The organism is Janthinobacterium sp. LS2A (genome assembly GCF_036543145.1).
Classification (GTDB): Bacteria; Pseudomonadota; Gammaproteobacteria; order Burkholderiales; family Burkholderiaceae_D; genus Janthinobacterium; species Janthinobacterium aestuarii.
On sequence record NZ_JAZHPB010000002.1, the window covers coordinates 608,487 to 628,930 of the forward strand.

Below are 20,444 nucleotides of genomic sequence, written 5' to 3' on the forward strand. Positions count from 1 at the left end.
TTGAATAATTGCAACTTCATTACACTTTGTCCATCTTTGCCGAAGAACTCCTCTAAACTCCTCTCATCAGGCGGGCATGGGCGGCACGCCCAACGCCGGCACGGCCGTCTGCGCCCCATTCATCACCATGGCCAGGAAGGTGTAGTAGCCATTGATGCCCATCAAGTCGACTACGCCGTGCTCGCCGAACAGCGCCAGCGCCCGCGCATAGGTAGCGTCGCTGATCCGCTTGTTCTGCTGCAGCTCGATGCAAAAGTCGTGCACGGCTTGCTCGTCTTCTTTCAGGGCAAGCGGTACGCGCCGTTCAGCAATGGCGTCCACGGCCGCTTGCGCAATGCCGTTCTGCACGGCCAGCGGCGCATGGATGGCCCACTCGACTTGCTGATCCCACTGGCGCGCCGTCACGAGGATCGCCAGTTCCGACAACCGCGTGCCGATGGCGCTGCGGTAGCGCAAGTATTCACCCATGCGCTGCGCCGTTTCCATCAGCTCGGGGCTGCGGATCAGCGGCACGAAGGGGCCGTACAGCGCCCCGCGCGGGCCATCGATGATCGCTTGCGCGGCCGCGCGCTGCTGTGAGTCCAGCTGGTCCAGCGGCAGCGGCGGCAAACGGTCGATATCGCAACCGGCCATCAGGCGGTCCAGGCGACCACGTCCTGCTGCTGTTCGCCGAGGCCGGCGATACCCAGGCGCATGCTGTCGCCTTTTTTGAGGAAGCGCTGCGGCTTGCGGCCTTGGCCCACGCCCGGCGGCGTGCCCGTGGCGATGACGTCGCCCGGTTCCAGGGTCATGAATTGCGACAAATAGCTGACGATCTGCGCCACCGTGAAGATCATGGTTTGCGTATTGCCGGTCTGCATGCGCTTGCCGTTGACTTCCAGGTACAGGTCCAGGTCCTGCTCGTCGATGACTTCATCGCGCGTCACCAGCCACGGGCCGACAGGGCCGAAAGTGTCGCAACCCTTGCCTTTATCCCACTGGCCGCCCCGCTCCAGCTGGAACGAACGCTCGGAAATGTCGTTGACGACGCAATAGCCGGCCACGTATTTCAAGGCGTCCTCTTCGCTCACGTATTGCGCGCGCGTACCGATGACCACGCCCAGTTCCACTTCCCAATCCGTCTTTTTCGCACCTTTTGGCAACACGACATTGTCGTCCGGGCCATTCAGGCAAGTAATGGCCTTCATGAACACGATCGGTTCAGCCGGAATCGGCATGCCGGACTCGGCCGCGTGATCCGCATAATTGAGGCCGATGCCGATGAACTTGCCGACTTTCGCCAGCGGCACGCCGAAGCGTGGATTGCCGCGCACCAAAGGCAAGGTCTTTTCGTCGAGCTTGGCCAGCTTGCGCAGGGCCTTGTCGGACAGTTGTGCGCCGTCAATATCGGCAATCACACCGGACAGGTCGCGCAGTTTGCCTTCTTCATCGATCAGGCCCGGTTTTTCCTTGCCTGGACGTCCATAACGAACGAGTTTCATAGTCTTCCTTGGAGTTGATCATTGCCGCTGTGCAGGCTGCCATTTTACCGGATGGCCCGGCACGCCTGTAGCGGTCAATGAAAAACATCGCAAGTCCCGGCAGTTGCAAGGCCGCCAGCACGCCAAACGCCGCCTGGTAGGCCTGCGGCGGATACTGCTGCTGGCTGTTCAGGGGCCAGCAGCCAAGGATCAGGCCAAAGCCCGCCTGCACCAGGAAGGCGCCCGTGAAAATGAGCAAATTCAGGCAGGTGGCCGCCCTGCCCGTCAGGCTGGCCGGCATGCTTTGCGCGACGATCGCATACTCGAGGCCCGTCACCGTGCCCAGCAAGGTAAACAGCACGGACAGCAAAGGCAGGCTGGGCACCACATTGCAGGCCATCGCCACTTGCACGCCGACAAACAGGACGATGCCGGCGCCCGCCACCTGCATTGGTTCAATCGCGCGCCGCCCGGCCCACTCCGTCAGCATGCCCATGCCGATGGCGCCGAAGATGACGGCCGCCATGCCCAAGTACAACAAATACGCGACGTTATCGTCAGACAAGCCGCCCACGTCGGCCAGCCAGCGGCCTATCCACAAGCCCTGCACGCCAAAGAACACCGTGTGCGGCAGCAGGATCAGCGCGATGGTGCGGCGAAAACCGGGATCGCGGTACACGCTCCAGACGCTGACCTTGCTCTTGGCTGCGGCAGGCGCGGGCAGGGCCGGTGACAGCAGGCGGATCAGCAAGCCGATGGCGAGCGCCGCCAGCGCCAGGCCCAGGAAGACGCCACGCCAATCCGTGTAGTGCAGGGCCAGCTTGACGGGCGTGGTGGCCGTGGCTGCACCAAGGCCGCCCACGGCGATCAGATAGCCGTGCACGGACGGCAGGCGCGATGGTGCTATGGCGCACGAGACCGCTTTCACGGCGGCCATGAAACAGCCGCCCAGCCCCGCGCCCATCAAGGCGCGCGCCCACATCAGCTCGGCGAAGCTGTGGCCCCGGCTGAACAGCCACACGCCCAGGGCCGCCAGCGCCAGCAGCCACAGTTGCACCGTGCGGGGACCGTAGCGGTCGAGCGCCATGCCGATCGGCAGTTGCACCAGCGCAAAGGCGAGAAAAAAGGCGCTGGTTAGCAGGCCCAGCTGGGCTGGCGTCAGGGCGAAGGCGCCCAGCAGCTCGGCCGTCAGCACGGCATTGACGCCTCGCAGCAGGCACGAAAGGTAATGCCCGAGCGCAAACGGCAGGAACACCAGGCAAAACACGGCCACGCCGGAGCGGGCAGGTGCAACGGCCGCGTGCATGCTCAGGCGGCCTGTGCCAGGCGGATGATTTTATGCGGCAGCTGCGGGACGGGCTCATCCATTTCAAAGAAAAACTTGTCGTGGCCAAATGCGGGTTTCAAATGGTCCAGCCATGTCGCTTCCGCGTCGAACTTGGCATAAAACGGCCGGCGCACCCAGTCGGGGTTACGTGCCTGCAAAAATTGCAGGGCAAACAGTTTTTCGCCATTGATGGTGACGATGCCGTCGATGACGACCTTGCCGGGGAAGGCGCTCATGGACGGTCCGCGCACCGTGCGCGACAGGCCCGACACCATCTGGTAGGCGGCCTGGAAAATCTCGTGCGCCTTTGCCAAAGGCAACTCGAAATAGCCGCGCGGACCCGTGTCCCGTTCGACAAACATGTAATAGGGAATCGCCCCCAGGCGCGTGCCCGTCTGCCACAGCTCGGCCCAGCTTGCCGGGTCTTCATTGATGTGACGGATCAGCGGCCCCTGCATGCGCAAGGTGGCGCCCGTGGAGACGATGCGTTTTACGGCTTGCTGGGCAATGTTCTGGCGCAACTCGACGGCATGACTGTAATGGCCCATCACGGCCAGGTTCTTGCCCGCCTTGACGATGCGCTCGAACAGGCGCATCAAGTCATCCGCATCGCGGTCGGAGACAAAGCGCTGCGGCCAATACGCCACCGCCTTGGTGCCGATGCGAATGTTCTGGATGTGTTCCAGGCCCGGCGCCAGCAGCGGCTCCAGGTAGGCGGTCAGTTGCCGCGTGTTCATGATCATCGGGTCGCCGCCCGTGATCAGCACGTCCGTCACTTCCGGATGCAGTTTCAGGTAAGCAACCAGCTCATGCGACTCGCGCGCATCGAACTTCATGTCGTCCATGCCGACGAACTGGGGCCAGCGGAAGCAGAAAGTGCAATACGCGTGGCAGGTCTGGCCCGCGCTGGGGAAGAACAGCACTGTTTGCGCATATTTATGCTGCAGGCCGCGCACGGGCGCGTCGTTGACCCGGGGCACGTTATGCGTCATCTGCCCAGCAGGATGAGGATTCATGCCCAGGCGCAAACCATGCACATAGGCATCAATGGCCGCCTTGTCGCGCTGCACCAGCACCAGGTCGCGCAGGTGCGCGTACTGCTCGGGTGGCAGCATGTCGCGATGGGGAAAGACGAGGCGGTAGATGGGGTCGTCAGGGATGTTGTTCCAGTCGATCAGTTGATCAAGCACATATTCATTGGTGCGAAACGGCAAGACGTGCGACACCACTTGCACGGCTACACGCTGCTCTTCCGGCAGCCATTCCCACTGCCGCGCCTGCTGAATGGTTTGCCGCGTATACGGCTTGAACTTGGGTGAAAACGGCTCGGTAATGAGTGCGGACACGATCGGCTCCTTGCCTGTAAATAGCGATAACTTTCATGAAATTGACCGTATATCGGCCAATCCCAGCCTTTTTCTCCCGCATGCCAGGCCACCCCGACATGCTGTGAAAGTAATCATAATTCTTGCCATTAGGAATCAAATTGCTGCATATCAACAAGCCGTCGATACGTTGCATGCTGCCTACAAGCAACACCTTAGTTTGTTCCAACGCAAGCTGAGACGAACTTCGGCGACGTAAATTACGTCTTGGCAACACTTCCCTCGATATCACAAGGAGATTTCATGAAACGCTTATTCACGGGCAGCCTGCTGTGCCTGGCATTTGCCGGCGGCAGCGTCGGTGCCGCGGTCGAACCAACGGAAAAAGATGCGATCGCCATGGCCGAACGGGGCGCCGCCTTCATGAAGGCGCATGGCAAGGAAGAAATGATGAAGAAAATCACGGCGAAAGACCCGGACTTCGTGCAGGGCTCGCTGTATGTGGACATGCGCGACATCAAGACGGGCATTGTGCTGGCCCATCCCATCAATCCTTCCATCGTGGGCAAGGATTTGACGGATGTGCCCGATGCGAACGGCAAGAAATATCGCCGTGAAATCATTGAACTGGCACAAAAACAGGGCAAGGGCTGGGTCGATTACCAGTACAAGAATCCCGTCAGCGGCAAGATCGAGCCGAAGACCACCTACATTCTGCGCGTCAACGATGTGGTACTGGAAGCGGGCATCTACAAAAAATAAGACGGGGGCGGCGCGCACGCACGCCGTGCGCCGCCTGCGGTTTGAACAGCCATCGCCAGGAGTCAAGCATGCTCAATCAATTACGCATCGGACCAAAATTATTGCTGGCGCCCACCCTGGTCTTGCTGCTGCTGATACTCAGCTCGAGCGGCGCCTGGTATGGCATGGTGCGGCAAAATGCCTCGCTGGAAAACATGGTGCGGGTGCGCATCACGCATTTGAAGGCGGCCGCCGACGTACTAGGAGAGGCCAGGCAAGTACACGGCAATATGTACCAGTTGCTGTCGTGGACGAATGGCAGCTTTGCCAAGGCCCGCCTCGATGCATTGGAGCAACAGATCAAGACGCGCCATGCAGCCATCGGCGCCCAGCTGGCCACGCTGCGCGCCACGGCCACAGGCGCCGAGCGCACCTTGGTCGATGCGGCCATCACGGCGCTGGCCGGCTATCGCAAGGCTGTGCTGGAAACCATGGAAATGGCGCAGATGGACCAGTCGATCGCCACCAATTCCATGCTCAAGGCGGAAACCCAATTCGTCCAGTTCAATACGCAGCTGGCGCAACTGTCGGCCCTGGAAACAAGCCTCAGCAGCGAAGCCCATGCGACGGCCAGCGCCGAGTTCCGCAGCCTGGGCTGGAGCCTGCTGCTGACGGTGCTGCTGTCTATCCTCGTTTCCATCGTCGTGACCATGCTGGTGCGGCGCGCCATGCTGGTGGAAATCCGCGGCATTGCCGACGCCGTGCAAGACCTGGCTGCGGGCAAGCTGACGGCCGGCGCGCCCAAGCAGGGCAATGACGAAATCGCCGGCACGTCACGCGTGCTGGACCAGACTATCGCCCACCTGAACCAGACCTTGCGCACCATCATGGACGCCGTGCAATCGATCGACACGGCCTCGCGCGAAATTGCCACCGGCAACCTGGACTTATCGGCGCGCACGGAAATGCAAGCAAGTTCGCTGGAAGAAACGTCGAGCGCCATGGAAGCGCTGACGCAAGCCGTCAATGACAACGCCGACAACGCCCAGCTGGCCTGCGAGCTGGCGGAGCAAGCATCGACCCTGGCCGTGCAAGGAGGTGCGTCGATGCAGCAAGCGGTGACGACGATGGCGACAATACGCGCCAATTCGCGTCAGATCGTGGATATTATCGGCGTGATCGACGGCATTTCCTTCCAGACCAATATCCTCGCGCTGAACGCGGCGGTGGAAGCGGCGCGCGCAGGAGAACAAGGCCGCGGCTTTGCCGTCGTCGCGTCCGAAGTGCGCACCCTGGCGCAGCGCTCGGCCCAGGCCGCCAAGGAAATCAAGACCCTGATCGCCACCTCGGTCACCACCATCGATGGCGGCAGCGTGGCCGTGCAGCAAGCGGGCGACAGCATGGGCGCCATCGTGGCCTCGGTGCAGCAAGTCAATGAAATCATCCAGCGCGTGAAAGAAGCGAGCGCGGAGCAGGCGTCCGGCATCACGGAAGTGAATCAGGCCGTCACGCAAATGGATGACGTCACCCAGCAAAATGCGGCCCTCGTGGAGCAGGCGGCGGCAGCGGCGGCCAGTTTGCAGGACCAGGCCGTCAAATTGTCGGCGGCCGTGGCCGTGTTCACCCTCGACCCGCTGGCGTCCGCGCAGCCCGCCTCGCCGGACGAGGAAGCGTTCCGGCATCCGGCCAGTGCGCAGCAGGAGCGGCGCGCACTGCATAGCCCGCTGCGCGGCATGCCCGGCTTGCACGGCGCAAACACGACGCCACAGCGCCGGCGCAGCTAGCTGGCCGGCGCGCGCATCGGTTTGCTCAAGTGAGGCGAACCGGCCAGCACGAAACGCCACGGCGTCTCCATCGCTTTGGAAATACCGATGCGCGGGCCAGCGTGTACCGTCACCTCTTCCTCACGCGCCAGTAGCATAAATGGTGGCGCATCGAGCGCCAGCCGGTTATGCATATGCGTGACACCGAGCGCCTGGCAAACCTTGCCCGGCCCCGAGCACAGCAGCCGCGCATCCTCGACGCCGCGCCGCTCGCGCATGACATCGAGTCCCACGAGCGGCTCGATGGCGCGGATCAGCACGCCCGCGCCATGGCCCGCTTCGCGGCACACAAAGTTCAGGCACCAGTGGATGCCGTACGAGCGGTAGACATAGGCGTGCGCGGGCGGGCCGAACATGGCCGCATTGCGCGGCGTCATGCCGCCATACGTGTGCGAGGCCGGGTCCAGCCGGTCATACGCTTCCGTTTCCACGATGCGTCCGCCCACGCCGTCGACCAGCACGGTCACGCCGATCAGCTGGCGCGCCACGCTGCTGGAATCGTCCGCAAAATCGATACCCACGAGGATTTTTTTCATCCGGCAATTGTACTGCTGCGCATCGCGCCGCACGCCTTGAAGCATCTTAGAAACAAATAAAACTTGATTTTTTAATCATGGATGACGGGATGGCCAACGTCGTAAAATGACGAAAATTGCAGCTGAAGCAAGCCAAAACGGGGATTTTTGCGACAAAATATTGCAGAGATGAACTATTGCCGTGCATAAACAGCGATAATCGTCGGGCACTGCGCCAGACGCTCATGCAGCGGGCAGCGGCAGCGCACGACAGAATAAGCACCGGGCACAAAAATGATGATGAAAGCGTGATGATGAGAGCGGCAGCGCAAAAGCAGGTAATGCAGGAAGATCCGGTTGACGCCCTGATGCGTTCCATCCGTATCCCGCCGCGTCCCAGCCTGCTGGTCGACTTGCAGCGCGAACTGGCGGAACAGGATCCGTCGCCGCGCCGCATCGCGCGCATCATCGCCGATGACGTCGGCATGTCCGGCGCCCTGCTGAAATTGGCCAACTCGCCATTCTATGGCGCCGCGCGCAAGGCCAAGTCCGTCGAGCAAGGCATCAACTTTCTTGGGATCAACCAGTGCAGCGCCATGATGACGGGCTTGCTGGCACGCCAGGCGCTGGAAGCGGAAGGCGTGGAACTGACCAACTTCTGGGATGTGTCGGCCAAGCGCGCGCGCGCCCTGGTATTTACTTCGCGCAAGCTGCGCATCGCCCCGCCCGATATCGCCCACACCTTCGGCCTGTTCTGCGACATCGGCGTGCCCCTGCTGATGAACCGCTTCCCCGACTACGTCAACACGTACGCGGCGGCGGCCAACGATGCGCACAATTGCTTTACAGCACTAGAAGACGCGCGCCACCAGACCAACCACGCGGCCATCGGCTGCCTGCTGGCGCGCAACTGGGGCCTGTCCTCCGATGTCTCCTGGGCGATTTTGCACCACCACGACTACACAGTGCTGGCCGACCCGTCCACGGACGACGCCATCCGCTCGCTCGTCGCCCTGTCGCTGCTGGCCGAAAAGGGCATTCAGCGCTACCATGGCAACAGTACCTCGCTCGAGTGGGACAAGGGCGGCGAACTTGCCTGCCAGCATCTCGGCCTGTCGCAGGAAGAAGCCGCCGACCTGCTCGACGAATTGCACGAGATGTTCGATACCGACCATTGAGGTATCAGGCGGCCGCGTCCGCCTGTATGATCTGTCCCGGCACCTGGCCTGAGCCATGGCGCCTGTTTCCGTTTGCCTGACCCGTATTTCTTAACCTGTTGATCGCCATGCCCAAAAATAAGCGCCCTGTCCCCCGTAAATCCGCCAACACGCCCGAAGACAAGGACGAGTCCGTCACGCGCATGCTGTGCACGATGGCCCTGAACCTGGCGGAGCAGGAAGACAGCGAATCGCAGGGCACGGTGCTGGCCGAGCAAGCCGTCGAGTTCGGCCGCCTGATCCGCAAGGCCTTGAATCAAAAGAAGGATGAAATCCTGTACGACGCCATCGAGCGTTCGAAATACGAAGACGTGGGCGCCTACCAGTACCTGCGCAGCCATATCGAGGAAGCGGCATCCATTTCCGTGATCCGCCGCGACAACGCGCCGGCCATGGAAATCAACGCCTTCGTCGTGCCCCTGCTGGTGCAAAGCACGGGCGGCTTGAAGGAAGCGGACAGCTTCCAGGACCAGGACGCTTTCGAAGCGCTGGTGAAAAGTTTCCAACAGGCAGAACTGGAAAGCGCCAAGGCCAAGGTGGTCCTGATGAGCCATGCCTACGACCTCGATGAAATCGACCGCATCACCTACAGCCATTTGCACGAGATGGTGCGCGATGCGTATAGCTCGATGACGGACAAGAAAATCGTCGCCACGCCGGGCCTGGAAAGCAGCATCGTCGGCTGGAGCGAAACGGCCTTCGGCCCGCAGGACACGGCCGTCGAACTGCGCTTCCTGCTGGGCTTTGCCTTGAAACGCGTGGACGACCCGTTCTATGCGGAACCGAAGGACGAAGCGGCGCTCGACGCCTGGTTCGACGCGCGCATGGCCCGCTACCAGCAGTGGACGACGGAAGTGGGCGAGCTCGTCAAGCGCTGCCTGGCGCCGGCCGGCAGCGTCCTGGAAGTGAGCTTCCTCTATCAGGATCTGTTCCACGACGGCAAGGAACAAGGCATGAGCGAGTACGCGATGCTGCAGATGATGTCCGGCATCAACCATGCACTGGCGGAAAACAAGGTAGACGCCGGCGACGTCTCGGTGGTCGTCGGCCCGGCCGATGAACATGGCGAAATGCTGTTGCGCGTCAACGTCAGCACGGCGGCTGGCGAACTGCTGCACAGCGCCGACAAGCCGCTGGACCTGGCCGCCGACTTGCAGGACGAAGTCGACGACATCTGCGACGCACTGGCCACCATCGGCGTGACGCAACTGTCCGTGGCGCTGAAATTCGATGCCAAGGGACAGCCGCTGGAAGCGCAGCCGTACGCGTCTAAATTGGGTTAATCCCTGTTGTTTTTAAAAACTACGCTTGCAGATCAACAACCATTCATTGGCTGCAGGCGCATTTTTCAGCATGCAACTCTTATTAAAATAATACCGAATTTCAATTAAAAGAAGCTACGCCAACTAAAATATACCTCACAAAAAATTTCCGGAAAACCCATACATCCAGGCAGAAATTAAACATTGGAAATTAAGTACTCATTTTGTTAGCAGTTGCTATTGCCGAAACAAAAACCCCTGCCAAAGTGCACTCAATAGTGAGCATAACAAACATTCCCTCAAGAAAAACCAAACCATTCTTTCGGAAATAAATTAAATTTATATTTAGTTTATTAACACCACTTCTGGCACCAATCAGCCTCACTCCTCGATTAAATCTTTTAATTGGATAAAATTTTTCCATATACAGACTTATATTTACGTAAGCAGCAAGGCCAAACAATAACAAAAAGAAAAAGAATGCAAGGGTTGACGTTAAATTATTAAAGTCAAATTTTGCAAAGTCCAACTTTCCTCCCAAAAGAAAAGCCAATGATAGCAAAAGTATTTGTGGCGTCAGATTTCGGAGAAATTCAAGAAAAAAAGCACGCCCATCCTTTAAAATAAACAAATCAAGACCTCTCTGAAAATTAATTATATTGATTCAAAAAGACAATATGGGATTAATACACCCATCAAAAAAACACCAATCACATATAAAAATTTTTTTATATTAAAGTATTTCCAATAAAATTAATTAGTCGCAACAATTAACTGATGCCAAGCATGTAGTTTCTCTACATATGCCAGCGTGTAAGCCGGGCTGCTCGACGGCAAGCTGACGATGCGGTAGCGCTGCGCGTGTTCGCCCAGCACCTTAATACCCAGCTTTGCCGCCGTGCCGCCGTTGAAGGCGATCGTGTGCAACTTCGGCAGGCTGGCGGCCAGGGCCACGAGGTCGTTGTCGTCGCGCGCACGGATATTGCTGTCCAGGCTGCCCGCACGCTGCGCCTGCGCCACCACGTCCCACAAGCCCACGCCGTGCGCCAGCAAGGTCGCCAGACGTTCCTCATAGGGCTGGCTTTTCAAATCCACGCCCAGCACCTCGCCCAGCAGCATCCAGAACTTGTTTTGCGGATGCGCATAGTACTGGCTGTGCGCCAGCGATTTTTCGCCGGGCAGGCTGCCCAGTATCAGCAAGCGCGTGTTGGCGTCGACGACGGGATCGAAGCAGCGCTTGCGGATGTCCGGCATGGACAGTTCAACAGACGATATGCGGGTCAAAAGCGGCATCCTGTGGGAGTGGTGGCAGCGCTTATTTTACTGTGGCCATTGCACGGGCACGGATATGATGCTCTTGCCATCCCATACCACCACCTGTGCCGTATGAAACCTGCCTTGCGGTGTGACGGCATTGCCGACGCCGTTGACATGGAATTGGTAGCCGGGTCCATAGCGCTGCGCCACTATCGTGCGCGCTTGCCGAGCCGTCTCGCCACGCAAAGCCGCCACCCGGACAAGGCTTGCTGCAGGGATATCATGGAATAGCGCTGGTAATCAGGGTGGCTGGCTGGCGATGTCACGGATGCCTTTGAAATGAACGGAAATATTTCCAATGGGAAATAATAACGCGAAATTACTAATTAGACAATTACGCCGCAGAATGGTGCGTTCGGCGGCTTGCGTTCCGGTGTAGAATTTCCAGCAAGAACACCACAAGAGACCGCCCATGCGCACCATCGACACCCTGCTGGCCCAGTATGGCGAAAGCCACCGCAACCACGTCAATGAGTGGGTACACATCGTGTGCGTGCCGCTAATCGTTTTCAGCTTGCTGGGGCTGCTGTGGAGCGTGCATCCCAGCGTGGCGCTGCTCGGCAGTATTCTCGCCTTATACTATTATTACAAGCTGTCGCGCCCGTTTGCGGTGGGCATGCTGGCGATGCTGGCCGCCATGCTGGGTCTGCTCTTGCTCATGCCGCCGCTGACCATCCTGCCCGTGTCGCTGGCGCTGTTTGTGCTGGCCTGGATAGGCCAGTTCATCGGCCACCAGATCGAAGGCAAGAAACCATCGTTCCTGGACGACTTGCGCTTTTTGCTGGTGGGACCGCTGTTCGTGCTGGGATTTTTGTACCGGCACCTGCGGCTGGCGTATTGAGCGGCAAGCGGTTATGCGAAAGCAGTAACAGATTTTTACTATTCGCAACTAGTTATCTGAGGCAAGTGTCCTTATGATAAGTCATCATCTGCCGGTCGACGCAATCGGCAACCAACTTTTGTCCAAGGGAGTCCCACATGAAAGCACCAATTATTGCAGTGGCATTGCTCGCCACCCTGGCCGGCTGCGCCGTACAACCGAATTCGGCAAATGTCTACAATGCCCGCCAGGCGCAGAACGAACAATCGGTTCGCATGGGCACGGTTGAATCCGTGCGCCAGGTAACCATCGACAAGGGCGAAACGGGCACAGGCGTGCTGGCTGGCGCGGCGCTGGGCGGCGTGGCCGGCTCGACAGTCGGTGGCGGCAAGGGCGCCATCGCGGCCAGCATCCTCGGTGCCGTCGCTGGCGGCATGGCCGGCAAGAGCATCGAAGCGAATGCCTCGAACAAGGCCGGTCTGGAAATCACCGTACGCCTGGACAATGGCGACATGCGCGCCATCGTGCAAGACGCCGACGAGCTGTTCCGCCCGGGCGAGCGTGTGCGCCTGCTGTCGGACGGCCGCAAGACCCGCGTCACGCACTGATCCGCTTGCTGGCGCACGCGCTCAGCCGAATGCGCCGGCAGCGAGCAAGACTGAAGGGTGCAGCCAGATGGCAATCACCGCCGTCACGACGACATACACAAGCACGCTCCATACTTTGATCTGCAGTGAGGCTGGCATGGCGGTCCCCTTCAAAGATGCAATCGGGAAAATATTTACTTGATAATAAAGTAAATATTTTCATAAATTCAACATTTTCCAGAAGCACTGCGCTGGCTCAATCCTGGCTGTCTCCTGACGGCACATTGAGCAAACTCGACCGCACTCGCCATCCCCGCGCGATGCCCGTATACTTGCGCGATGTCATCTCCTCTCCTGTTCATCATTGCCTGCCTGATCTGGGGCTCCACTTTCTGGGCCATCACCTTGCAGCTGGGCGATGTCGCCCCCGCCGTTTCCGTGGTCTACCGCTTCGGCCTCGCGTCCGCCACCCTGTTTGCCTGGTGCGCCGTGCGCGGCGACCGCTTGCGCCTGCCCTGGCGCGCGCAAAAATGGATGTTGCTGCAGGGACTGGCCTCGTTTGCCCTCAGCTATGTGTGCACGTATAGTTCCGAACAGTATCTGGTGTCGGCCCTCGTCAGCGTGCTGTTTGCGCTGATGGTCTTCTGGACGCCGTTGCTCAACCGCATCGCCTTCGGCACACCGATCACCTTGAGCACCTGCTGCGCGGCATTCGTCGCTATCTGCGGCATCGTGCTGCTGTTTTACCAGTCCATCGGTGCGGCGCTGCAAGATATTCTGGGCGGCGGCAATGGCCATTTTCTGCTCGGTTTTATCCTGGCGCTGGTGGCTACCGTGTCGAGCACGGCAGGCAACGCCCTCGTCATGAAAGTGCGCGAACATTCGGGCAACGTGATGCTGACCATGGCCTGGACCATGCTGTGGGGCACCTTGATGGTGGCCGCCTGGGCCATCGCCACGGGCCAGTCCTGGCAATTGCCGACGCGCCCCAGTTACTGGATGGGATTGGTGTACCTGGCCATCTTCGGTTCGGTGATCGCATTCAGCGCGTATTTCACGTTAATCGCCCGCATCGGCACGCAAAAGACCGTGTATATCGGCGTCGTCACGCCCGTCATTTCCGTGCTGCTGTCGGTGCAGTTCGAACACTACCGGCCTGCCGCCATCGAATGGGTGGGCATGGTGCTGTGCCTGTCCAGCGTGGCCTGGGCCCTGACGTCGGGCGCGCGCAAGACGAGTACCATCGCTTCCCTTTCCACCACTCCATCAGCAAAGGCAACATGAGCACCTTTTCCTCCCTCGCCATCCGTCCCGCGGCCGCATCCGACGTGGCCGCCATCTTCGGCATGATCCATGAATTGGCCGTGTTTGAAAAACTCGAACACATGATGATCGCCAAGGAATCCATGCTGCACGACAGCCTGTTCGGCGCCCATCCCGCGTGCGAAGCGCTGGTCGGCGAGGAAAATGGTGAAGTCGTGACCTTCGCCCTGTTCTTCCATAATTTTTCCACCTTCCTGTGCCGCAAGGGCCTGTACCTGGAAGACCTGTACGTGAAGCAATCGGTGCGCGGCAAGGGTTATGGCAAGCAGATGCTGGTGGCGCTGGCGCAACTGGCCGTCGAACGCGATTGCGGCCGCTTCGAATGGTCGGTGCTGGACTGGAATGAAAACGCGATCAACTTCTACAAGGGCATGGGCGCGGACGTGATGCCGGACTGGCGCATCTGCCGGGTCGCTGGCGATGCCTTGACGCAATTGTCGGCGGGCACGCCAACATCGGCCTGATGGGGTAACTGTAAGAGTAAGTTCCAAAAAAAATCCCCGCGGGCTAGCGGCACCGCGGGGCAGAACCCATTGTCAAGTGGGAGGGGGAGAATGCAATCAACGGTTATCAATATAAACGCTGCCGCTTGCGATGGCGCAGACCTTTACATTTGCTTACCGGGCCTTACATTTGACTTAAATCCGCTAACCAAGTGTCACCCAGTGTCGCTCGGATGCCACTGATTATTTCCGTGGCTCAATCAATGTGCCGTGCAAGCCGATATGTTGTTGCGCAACCCCACTGCCACCCTGCGATTTTTTATAGATTTGGTACACTGTCAGGCAGGCGATGCAGCCAGCAACCACGGCAAAAATGACCATGCGACGCTCCTTGAGTATGCTTGAGGAATCAGGCCTGCGGCTGATGATGACCAGGCGAGCAGGGAAAATTCAGTGTGGCATCTTCGGCCTGGGGGACATTGCGGAAGATCAAACGCGCCAAAGTGACAGCACGCTGGCGTTTGATGCGACGCAAAATGGCGGCAATGCGCTCACACACAATGAACGAATCAATGAACGAATCGCATACGGGAGCCACATCATGAATGTTTCTGCCAAACCGCTCGTCATGAAAATCTACCGCGCCTACCTTCGCTCCCGCCTGGAGCGCTACACGCGCGACTTGCAAGCCATCGCCGAACAGCGCGAGAACGACTTCCAGGCCGAACGCATCCTGCACCAGGCCGTCGTCTCGGTGCGCTCGAAACTGCACTCGCTGTAACCGTGATGCCGTCAGCGCTGCCGGCCGGCAACGGCCCAGCGCTCCACCAGCTCGAACAAGCCCTGCGTCAGCAAGGCCAGCACGGCTGCGGGGATCGCGCCGGCCAGCAGCATGTCATTGTCATTGAGCGCCAGGCCGATGGTGATGCGTTCGCCGTAGCCGCCCGCACCGATGAAGGCGGCGATGGTGGCCGTGCCCACGCTCATCACGGCCGCCGTTTTCACGCCCGCCAGCATCACGGGCAAGGCCAGCGGCAAGTCCACGTGCAGCAGGCGGTCGCGCTTGCTCAAGCCCAGCGCCAGCGCCGCCATGCGCAAACCTTGCGGCACCTGCAAGATGCCCGTGCACGTGTTGCGCACGATGGGCAGCAACGCGTACACGAATAGCGCCACCAGCGCCGGCACGGTGCCGATCATGCCCAGCAAGGGGATCAATATCGCCAGCAGGGCCAGCGAGGGCACCGTCTGCAGCACGCCGACGAAGGCCAGCACCGTCTGGCGCAGCGGCGCCGAAAACGCCGCCAGCACGCCCAGCGGAATGCCGATCAGGCACGCCAATGCCACCGACAGCAGCACCAGGGTCAGATGCTGGCGCGTCAGGGTCCACAGGTCGTCGCCGATGATTTTATCGAGCAGCTTGCCGCGCGCCGCGGCCGGCTTGTTCGCCTGCGTGCCGGAAGCCAACCACTGCCGCGCCACCTCGGAAAAACGCTTGCCATCGATTTCCACGGCCGCATTCATGGCGATCATGTCGCTCTCGCTGATGCGTCCCTGCAGCCCTTGCAACGCCAGCCAGGCGGCGGGAAAACGCTGCGGCACGTCGAGCCGGTACAACAGCATGGCGTCGTAGCGGGGAAAGTACTGCTGCGTGTCGGCCAGCACGCGCAAACCGTACTGGCGGATCTTCGCATCCGTCGAGTAAATATCGATCACGTCCACCTGGCGCTGCGCCAGCGCTTCATAGGCGATGCCGTGATCGAGTCCGCGCGGGCGCTGCGGCAAGCCATAGCGGGCGGCCAGGCCCGGCCAGCCATCGACACGGCCGATGAATTCATGCGACAGGCCGAATGTCAGGGCCGGGTATTGGGCCAGTTGCGCCAGGCTGGCGATGGATTTTTCATCATGGCGCACTGCCAGCGCATAGGTATTGTTAAAGCCCAGCGGCACGGCCACGCCCAGGCCCAGCGCCGCCAGCTCGCGCCGCATCTGCGCCAGATCGATGGCCTTGTCGTGCTTGAGGATTTCGCTGCCGATGGTGCCCATGTATTCGGCATACACGTCAATGCTGCCCGCCTGCAGCGCGGCGAGCACGATGGCCGTGTTGCCCAGGCCCTGGCGGTGCTGCGCCTTGACGTGCGGCGCGGCGCTCTGCTGGAGGATTTCGCCGAGGATGTACGATTCCGTGAAGCGCTTCGAGCCCACCTTCAGGGTGCCGCCATCCTGGGCAAGGGAGGACATGGGCGCGGCGCCAAAAACAAGCAACAACAACAGGTAAACAACACGCACGCGGCGCTCCAGGGCGGATGATCAATCCGGCAAGCTTACCACCGGCGCGCGCCAGACACCGCCATGCACCACGCCCGCGCACGGGTTCAGGCCCAGCGCATACGCCAGGTCGGCCGGACGCGCGATGCGCCACAGGGCGAAATCGGCGCGCTTGCCCACCACCAGGCTGCCCGTCCGATCCTGCAAACCCAGCGCGCGCGCCGCGTGGATCGTGCAGCCGGCCAGCGCTTCCTGCGGCGTCAAGCGCCACAGGGTACACGCCATGTTCATCGCCAGCAGCAGGGACGTCATCGGCGACGTGCCCGGGTTGCAATCGGTGGACACGGCCATCGGCACGCCGGCCGCGCGCAATGCCGCGACAGGCGGCGGCTGCGTCTCACGCAAAAAATAATACGCGCCCGGCAGCAGCACGGCCACCGTGCCGTGTTGCGCCATGGCGGCGACGCCCTCTTCCGACAGAAATTCCAGGTGGTCGGCCGACAGGCCATCGTAGCGCGCCACCAGCGCCGCGCCGCCCAGGTCCGACAACTGCTCCGCATGTAATTTGACGGGCAGGCCCAGCGCCTGTGCCGCCTCGAACACCCGCTGCGTTTGCGCCGGCGTAAAGCCGATGCGCTCGCAAAACGCGTCGACGGCGTCGACCAGTCCATCGCCCGCCAACTGGGGCAGCATCCGCGCGCACAGCAGCTCGATATAAGAGTCGGCCTGGCCAGCATATTCGGGCGGCAGCGCGTGCGCGCCGAGGAAGGTGGTGCGCACAGTGACCGGCAGCTGTTCCCCTATCCTGCGCGCGACACGCAGCATCTTCGCCTCGCTATCCGCGTCAAGACCGTAGCCGGACTTGATCTCCAGGGTCGTCACACCCTCGGCCAGCAGCGCCAGCACGCGGGGCAGGCTTTGCCGCAGCAATTCGTCGTCGCTGGCCGCGCGCGTGGCGCGCACGGTGGACATGATGCCGCCGCCGGCGCGGCTGATGTCTTCATAGCTGGCGCCATTCAGGCGCGCCTCGAATTCGTCGCTGCGGTTGCCCGCGTGGACGATGTGCGTATGGCAGTCGATCAGGCCTGGCGTCAGCCAGCAGCCCTGGCCGTCGTGCAGCACCGCGCCGCTGGCCGGCAGCTCGTCGCCGGGGCCGAACCACGCGATGCGGCCATCCTTGACGGCGATGGCCGCGTCGAGCAGCTCGCCATAGCCATGCTCCATCGTGGCCAGGTGGACGTTGTGGATGACCATATCCCAGTCTTGCATATGTGTTCCTTCCTAGATGAACAGGTCGACGCGGAGCACGGCCGTGCGCTGCAAGGCGTCGAGCCGCCAGTCCGGTGCATCGTCGGCGTCGAGCAGCAGCGCGTCATGGCGGGCCAGCGCGAACTGCTGCTCGCCACCGCGTGCCAGCACGTGGCCTTCACCGGCGACGAACAGCAGGGTCGCCGCGCTGCGCCGCGCCAGCTTGCCCGGCGCCGTGATTTTTTCCAGCTGGTGGCGGCAGCGGTCGCGCCGCGTCATCACATTGAAATCCGTCGTCGGCCCCTTGACCTGCGCAACCACGGCCGCTTCGCCGGGAAACCACAGCATCGGTTGCGCCGCGCTCAAGGTCACCTTGCGCGCGCCATCGAGCGTCAGCTGCACACTGTCGCCATCGACCAGCATCAGACTGCGGTCGATACCGGGAAAGCTGGAAAATGGCCCGCTGGCCGTGATCGTCGCCAGGCTGATGCGCCAGTCGAAATCGTCGAAGCCGGCACCCGGGGGAGCAATCGCAATTTCCGTCGTGCTGCCGCCGCCGTTTTTCCACGGCGCGGCGCGCAGGTATTCCTGCGGGATGAAGGTTGCCATCAGAGTGCCCTCAGTTGCGCCAGGGTGCGCTTGTAGGCGGTGGCAATGGCGTCCTGCGCCACGTGGCGCCCATCGCGCACCTGCCACTGGCCGCCGCACAGCACGTCACGCACCAGATTGTCGTTGCCGCAAAATAGTACGCTGCCCAGCACATCAGCGATGGCCACGCCGCACAGGTTCACATGCGCGTCGTCGAGCACCAGCAAGTCGGCACGGCAGCCGGGCGCCAGGGCACCGAGCTTGCGCCCGGCCGCCTGCGCGCCGCCCCGCAAGGCCGTTTGCCACAGGTAGTCGCCCACATGGCGTTCTTCGGGCGTAGCGGCCACATTGCGCTGCTGGCGCTGCAAGCGCTGGCCATATTCGAGCCAGCGCAATTCCTCCACCGGCGACTGCGACACGTGGCTGTCGCTGCCGACGCCGAAACGCCCGCCGGCGGCAATGAATTCAGCCAGCGGGAACAGGCCGTCACCCAGGTTCGCTTCCGTCGTCGGGCACAGGCCCGCGACGGCGCCGCTGGCCGCCATCAACGCCACTTCATCGGGCTGCACATGCGTGGCATGCACGAGACACCAGCGCGCACCGACGTCGATTTGATCGTACAAATACTGCACCGGGCGCAGGCCGGTGACATCGAGACTCTGGCGCACTTCGCCCTGCTGCTCGGCGATATGGATGTGGATGGGGCGGTCCACGGGCAGCGCTTGCGCCACTTCACGGATCTGCGCCACGCCGGCCGCGCGCAGGGAATGGGGCGCAAAGCCCACCTCCACCTGCCCGCCGCGCTGCGGCGCCAGCGCTTCGACGATGCGCAGCACGTCATCCGCACCGGTGCGAAAGCGCGCCTGCTCGGGTTTGAGGGGCTGTGCGCCGAAACCCGCATGGCTGTACAGCACGGGCAGCATGGTCACGCCGATGCCACTGAGGCGCGCCGCGGCCAGCACCCGTTCCGCCGTTTCCGCAGGGCGTGCATACAGCGCGCCGGCCGCATCGCGCTGCAGATAGTGGAATTCGCACACGGCCGTGTAGCCATGGCGCAGGCATTCGGCAAACAGCTGTGCGGCGATGGTTTCCATCTGCTGCGGCGTGATGTGATGCGCGAAACGGTACATCAGGTCGCGCCAGGTCCAGAAGCTGTCAGTGCCATCACCTGCAATCTCCGTCATACCGCCCAGCGCCCGCTGGAACGCGTGCGAATGCAGGTTGACCATGCCGGGCAAGACGTATTCGGCCACTTCCGCGCCGGGCGGCGGCGCGGCGTTGTCCGCCACCGCCGTCAGATCGCCGGCCGCGTCCCATTCCAGCAGCACGTCGCGGCGCCAGCCTTGCGGCAGCAGCGCGTGGCGGGCAAACAAGCAGCCGCTCAACGCGCCACCCATGCCACGGCCGCTTCCATCATCTGACGCAGCAGCGGCTGCACCTGCGCCGCCAGGTCGGGCCGGTAGCCAAACGGCGCCGTCTCGTCCATGTACAGGCACTGGCACATCTCCAGCTGGATCGCATGCACGCGGCTGTCCGGCTGGCCGTAATGGCGCGTGATGTGGCCGCCTTTGAAGCGGCCATTCAGCGCAACCGTAAATTGATCCTGCGCGCGCGCGATATCGACCACGGCCGACGTCAGGCCGCCATCGCAGCTGGCCCCATCGGCCGTGCCGAAGTTCAGGTCGGGCAGCTTGCCGTCAAAGAAGCGCGGCACATGCGAGGCGATGGAATGGGCATCCCACAGCACCACGGCGCCGTGCACGCGCAGCAGCCGGTCCAGTTCCGCGCGCAGCTGCGCGTGATACGGCGCCCAGTAGCGCTGCAGCCGGCGCTGCACATCGGCCGCATCGGGTTCCTTGCCGGCCAGGTACAGCGGCTCACGGTGGAAGGTATCGTTGGGCAGCAAGCCCGTCGTATCCTGGCCCGGATACAGATTCGTGTCTTCCTGCGGGCGGTTCAAGTCGATGGCGTAGCGCGACCAGCGCGCCGACAGCACGGACGCATCCATCTCCTGCAAAAAACCATACAGTTCGCGCAAATGCCAGTCCGTATCGGCCTTGACCAGGGCCTGGGGCGTCATGCGCGCGGCGATATCGTCGGGTATATCGGTGCCCACGTGGGGCATCGACACGAGCAGCGGGATGCTGCCTTCGTTGAAGCGGAAATCCATGCTTGTCTCCTTG

The 20,444-nt window shown here is 61.6% G+C and carries 22 protein-coding genes; 9 read left to right on the plus strand and 13 right to left on the minus strand.

The window, feature by feature from the left end:
* Positions 1–66: 66 nt before the first annotated feature.
* From V3C40_RS08565 to V3C40_RS08580, 4 genes are read right to left on the minus strand one after another with little or no spacing between them, the layout of a single operon-like run.
* Positions 67–633: a carboxymuconolactone decarboxylase family protein gene (locus V3C40_RS08565; RefSeq protein WP_331777163.1), complete on the minus strand. Its 567-nt coding sequence runs from the start codon at positions 631–633 to the stop codon at positions 67–69.
* Complete coding sequence (locus V3C40_RS08570; protein ID WP_331777164.1) at positions 633–1,481, minus strand: fumarylacetoacetate hydrolase family protein; 849 nt, start codon at positions 1,479–1,481, stop codon at positions 633–635. The genes V3C40_RS08565 and V3C40_RS08570 overlap by 1 nt, the downstream gene beginning before the upstream one ends.
* Positions 1,426–2,766, minus strand: coding sequence for an MFS transporter (locus V3C40_RS08575; protein WP_331777165.1), 1,341 nt, complete (start codon positions 2,764–2,766; stop codon positions 1,426–1,428). The genes V3C40_RS08570 and V3C40_RS08575 overlap by 56 nt, the downstream gene beginning before the upstream one ends.
* A 2-nt stretch (positions 2,767–2,768) precedes the next feature.
* Complete coding sequence (locus V3C40_RS08580) at positions 2,769–4,133, minus strand: KamA family radical SAM protein (protein WP_331777166.1); 1,365 nt, start codon at positions 4,131–4,133, stop codon at positions 2,769–2,771.
* A gap of 282 nt (positions 4,134–4,415) precedes the next feature.
* On the opposite strand from V3C40_RS08580, the gene V3C40_RS08585 reads away from it, so the two are divergent.
* Both V3C40_RS08585 and V3C40_RS08590 read left to right on the plus strand, forming a co-directional pair.
* Positions 4,416–4,874 (plus strand): cache domain-containing protein, encoded by a 459-nt coding sequence (locus tag V3C40_RS08585; RefSeq protein ID WP_331777167.1) that lies wholly within the window; start codon positions 4,416–4,418, stop codon positions 4,872–4,874.
* Between the two features lie 68 nt (positions 4,875–4,942).
* Positions 4,943–6,637: a methyl-accepting chemotaxis protein gene (locus V3C40_RS08590; protein ID WP_331777168.1), complete on the plus strand. Its 1,695-nt coding sequence runs from the start codon at positions 4,943–4,945 to the stop codon at positions 6,635–6,637.
* Here the strand turns inward: V3C40_RS08590 and V3C40_RS08595 are convergent.
* On the minus strand, positions 6,634–7,212 hold the full coding sequence (locus V3C40_RS08595; protein ID WP_331777169.1) for a DNA-3-methyladenine glycosylase: 579 nt from the start codon (positions 7,210–7,212) through the stop codon (positions 6,634–6,636). The two genes, V3C40_RS08590 and V3C40_RS08595, sit on opposite strands and share 4 nt — an antisense overlap.
* A 290-nt stretch (positions 7,213–7,502) precedes the next feature.
* Between V3C40_RS08595 and V3C40_RS08600 the strand changes: the two genes are divergently transcribed.
* Together V3C40_RS08600 and V3C40_RS08605 are read left to right on the plus strand one after the other, a co-directional pair.
* Positions 7,503–8,369, plus strand: a complete 867-nt coding sequence (locus V3C40_RS08600; RefSeq protein ID WP_331777170.1) for an HDOD domain-containing protein — start codon at positions 7,503–7,505, stop codon at positions 8,367–8,369.
* 107 nt (positions 8,370–8,476) lie between these two features.
* A complete protein-coding gene (locus tag V3C40_RS08605; protein ID WP_331777171.1) occupies positions 8,477–9,691 on the plus strand; it encodes a hypothetical protein in 1,215 nt (404 codons plus the stop codon).
* Positions 9,692–9,881: 190 nt separating this feature from the next.
* Here the strand turns inward: V3C40_RS08605 and V3C40_RS08610 are convergent, their stop codons facing one another.
* Both V3C40_RS08610 and V3C40_RS08615 read right to left on the minus strand, forming a co-directional pair.
* Complete coding sequence (locus tag V3C40_RS08610; protein ID WP_331777172.1) at positions 9,882–10,301, minus strand: hypothetical protein; 420 nt, start codon at positions 10,299–10,301, stop codon at positions 9,882–9,884.
* A gap of 122 nt (positions 10,302–10,423) precedes the next feature.
* Positions 10,424–10,924 (minus strand): DNA-deoxyinosine glycosylase, encoded by a 501-nt coding sequence (locus V3C40_RS08615; RefSeq protein ID WP_331777344.1) that lies wholly within the window; start codon positions 10,922–10,924, stop codon positions 10,424–10,426.
* Between the two features lie 475 nt (positions 10,925–11,399).
* On the opposite strand from V3C40_RS08615, the gene V3C40_RS08620 reads away from it, so the two are divergent.
* The 4 genes from V3C40_RS08620 (at position 11,400) to V3C40_RS08635 (ending at position 14,181) form a co-directional block, all read left to right on the plus strand.
* Complete coding sequence (locus V3C40_RS08620) at positions 11,400–11,828, plus strand: Mpo1 family 2-hydroxy fatty acid dioxygenase (protein ID WP_331777173.1); 429 nt, start codon at positions 11,400–11,402, stop codon at positions 11,826–11,828.
* A gap of 137 nt (positions 11,829–11,965) precedes the next feature.
* Complete coding sequence (locus tag V3C40_RS08625) at positions 11,966–12,415, plus strand: glycine zipper 2TM domain-containing protein (RefSeq protein ID WP_034746298.1); 450 nt, start codon at positions 11,966–11,968, stop codon at positions 12,413–12,415.
* A 318-nt stretch (positions 12,416–12,733) separates the two neighbouring features.
* Entirely contained in the window at positions 12,734–13,678 is a 945-nt protein-coding gene (locus V3C40_RS08630; protein WP_331777174.1) for a DMT family transporter, read from the plus strand.
* Complete coding sequence (locus V3C40_RS08635) at positions 13,675–14,181, plus strand: GNAT family N-acetyltransferase (protein ID WP_331777175.1); 507 nt, start codon at positions 13,675–13,677, stop codon at positions 14,179–14,181. Before V3C40_RS08630 ends, V3C40_RS08635 begins: the two co-directional genes overlap by 4 nt.
* Before the next feature lie 222 nt (positions 14,182–14,403).
* On the opposite strand, the gene V3C40_RS08640 is transcribed toward V3C40_RS08635, so the two are convergent.
* Positions 14,404–14,541 carry a hypothetical protein gene (locus V3C40_RS08640; RefSeq protein WP_161781466.1) on the minus strand — a complete coding sequence of 46 codons (138 nt, stop codon included), beginning with the start codon at positions 14,539–14,541 and terminating at the stop codon, positions 14,404–14,406.
* A 220-nt stretch (positions 14,542–14,761) separates the two neighbouring features.
* Between V3C40_RS08640 and V3C40_RS08645 the strand changes: the two genes are divergently transcribed.
* Positions 14,762–14,941 carry a hypothetical protein gene (locus V3C40_RS08645; protein WP_034746290.1) on the plus strand — a complete coding sequence of 60 codons (180 nt, stop codon included), beginning with the start codon at positions 14,762–14,764 and terminating at the stop codon, positions 14,939–14,941.
* Between the two features lie 11 nt (positions 14,942–14,952).
* On the opposite strand, the gene V3C40_RS08650 is transcribed toward V3C40_RS08645, so the two are convergent.
* From V3C40_RS08650 to hutG, 5 genes are all read right to left on the minus strand, one after another.
* On the minus strand, positions 14,953–16,398 hold the full coding sequence (locus tag V3C40_RS08650) for a glycine betaine ABC transporter substrate-binding protein (protein ID WP_331777176.1): 1,446 nt from the start codon (positions 16,396–16,398) through the stop codon (positions 14,953–14,955).
* A gap of 69 nt (positions 16,399–16,467) precedes the next feature.
* Positions 16,468–17,694, minus strand: a complete 1,227-nt coding sequence (gene hutI / locus V3C40_RS08655) for an imidazolonepropionase (protein WP_331777177.1) — start codon at positions 17,692–17,694, stop codon at positions 16,468–16,470.
* Between the two features lie 12 nt (positions 17,695–17,706).
* Positions 17,707–18,282: a HutD/Ves family protein gene (locus V3C40_RS08660; RefSeq protein ID WP_319990620.1), complete on the minus strand. Its 576-nt coding sequence runs from the start codon at positions 18,280–18,282 to the stop codon at positions 17,707–17,709.
* Positions 18,282–19,658, minus strand: coding sequence for a formimidoylglutamate deiminase (locus tag V3C40_RS08665; protein ID WP_331777178.1), 1,377 nt, complete (start codon positions 19,656–19,658; stop codon positions 18,282–18,284). The genes V3C40_RS08660 and V3C40_RS08665 overlap by 1 nt, the downstream gene beginning before the upstream one ends.
* Positions 19,643–20,431: an N-formylglutamate deformylase gene (hutG, locus tag V3C40_RS08670; protein ID WP_331777179.1), complete on the minus strand. Its 789-nt coding sequence runs from the start codon at positions 20,429–20,431 to the stop codon at positions 19,643–19,645. The genes V3C40_RS08665 and hutG overlap by 16 nt, the downstream gene beginning before the upstream one ends.
* Between the last annotated feature and the right edge of the window lie 13 nt (positions 20,432–20,444).

Bases quoted from the DNA above. Each gene is read 5' to 3' on its own strand.
- V3C40_RS08570 (WP_331777164.1), bottom strand. From the start codon at position 1,481: ATGAAACTCGTTCGTTATGGACGTCCAGGCAAGGAAAAACCGGGCCTG.
- V3C40_RS08630 (WP_331777174.1), top strand. From the start codon at position 12,734: ATGTCATCTCCTCTCCTGTTCATCATTGCCTGCCTGATCTGGGGCTCC.
- V3C40_RS08595 (WP_331777169.1), bottom strand. From the start codon at position 7,212: ATGAAAAAAATCCTCGTGGGTATCGATTTTGCGGACGATTCCAGCAGC.
- V3C40_RS08625 (WP_034746298.1), top strand. From the start codon at position 11,966: ATGAAAGCACCAATTATTGCAGTGGCATTGCTCGCCACCCTGGCCGGC.
- V3C40_RS08575 (WP_331777165.1), bottom strand. From the start codon at position 2,766: ATGCACGCGGCCGTTGCACCTGCCCGCTCCGGCGTGGCCGTGTTTTGC.
- V3C40_RS08585 (WP_331777167.1), top strand. From the start codon at position 4,416: ATGAAACGCTTATTCACGGGCAGCCTGCTGTGCCTGGCATTTGCCGGC.
- V3C40_RS08590 (WP_331777168.1), top strand. From the start codon at position 4,943: ATGCTCAATCAATTACGCATCGGACCAAAATTATTGCTGGCGCCCACC.
- V3C40_RS08565 (WP_331777163.1), bottom strand. From the start codon at position 633: ATGGCCGGTTGCGATATCGACCGTTTGCCGCCGCTGCCGCTGGACCAG.
- V3C40_RS08650 (WP_331777176.1), bottom strand. From the start codon at position 16,398: ATGTCCTCCCTTGCCCAGGATGGCGGCACCCTGAAGGTGGGCTCGAAG.
- V3C40_RS08615 (WP_331777344.1), bottom strand. From the start codon at position 10,924: ATGCCGGACATCCGCAAGCGCTGCTTCGATCCCGTCGTCGACGCCAAC.
- V3C40_RS08635 (WP_331777175.1), top strand. From the start codon at position 13,675: ATGAGCACCTTTTCCTCCCTCGCCATCCGTCCCGCGGCCGCATCCGAC.
- V3C40_RS08660 (WP_319990620.1), bottom strand. From the start codon at position 18,282: ATGGCAACCTTCATCCCGCAGGAATACCTGCGCGCCGCGCCGTGGAAA.
- V3C40_RS08600 (WP_331777170.1), top strand. From the start codon at position 7,503: ATGATGAGAGCGGCAGCGCAAAAGCAGGTAATGCAGGAAGATCCGGTT.
- V3C40_RS08620 (WP_331777173.1), top strand. From the start codon at position 11,400: ATGCGCACCATCGACACCCTGCTGGCCCAGTATGGCGAAAGCCACCGC.
- V3C40_RS08605 (WP_331777171.1), top strand. From the start codon at position 8,477: ATGCCCAAAAATAAGCGCCCTGTCCCCCGTAAATCCGCCAACACGCCC.
- V3C40_RS08645 (WP_034746290.1), top strand. From the start codon at position 14,762: ATGAATGTTTCTGCCAAACCGCTCGTCATGAAAATCTACCGCGCCTAC.
- hutI (WP_331777177.1), bottom strand. From the start codon at position 17,694: ATGCAAGACTGGGATATGGTCATCCACAACGTCCACCTGGCCACGATG.
- V3C40_RS08665 (WP_331777178.1), bottom strand. From the start codon at position 19,658: ATGGGTGGCGCGTTGAGCGGCTGCTTGTTTGCCCGCCACGCGCTGCTG.
- hutG (WP_331777179.1), bottom strand. From the start codon at position 20,431: ATGGATTTCCGCTTCAACGAAGGCAGCATCCCGCTGCTCGTGTCGATG.
- V3C40_RS08640 (WP_161781466.1), bottom strand. From the start codon at position 14,541: ATGGTCATTTTTGCCGTGGTTGCTGGCTGCATCGCCTGCCTGACAGTG.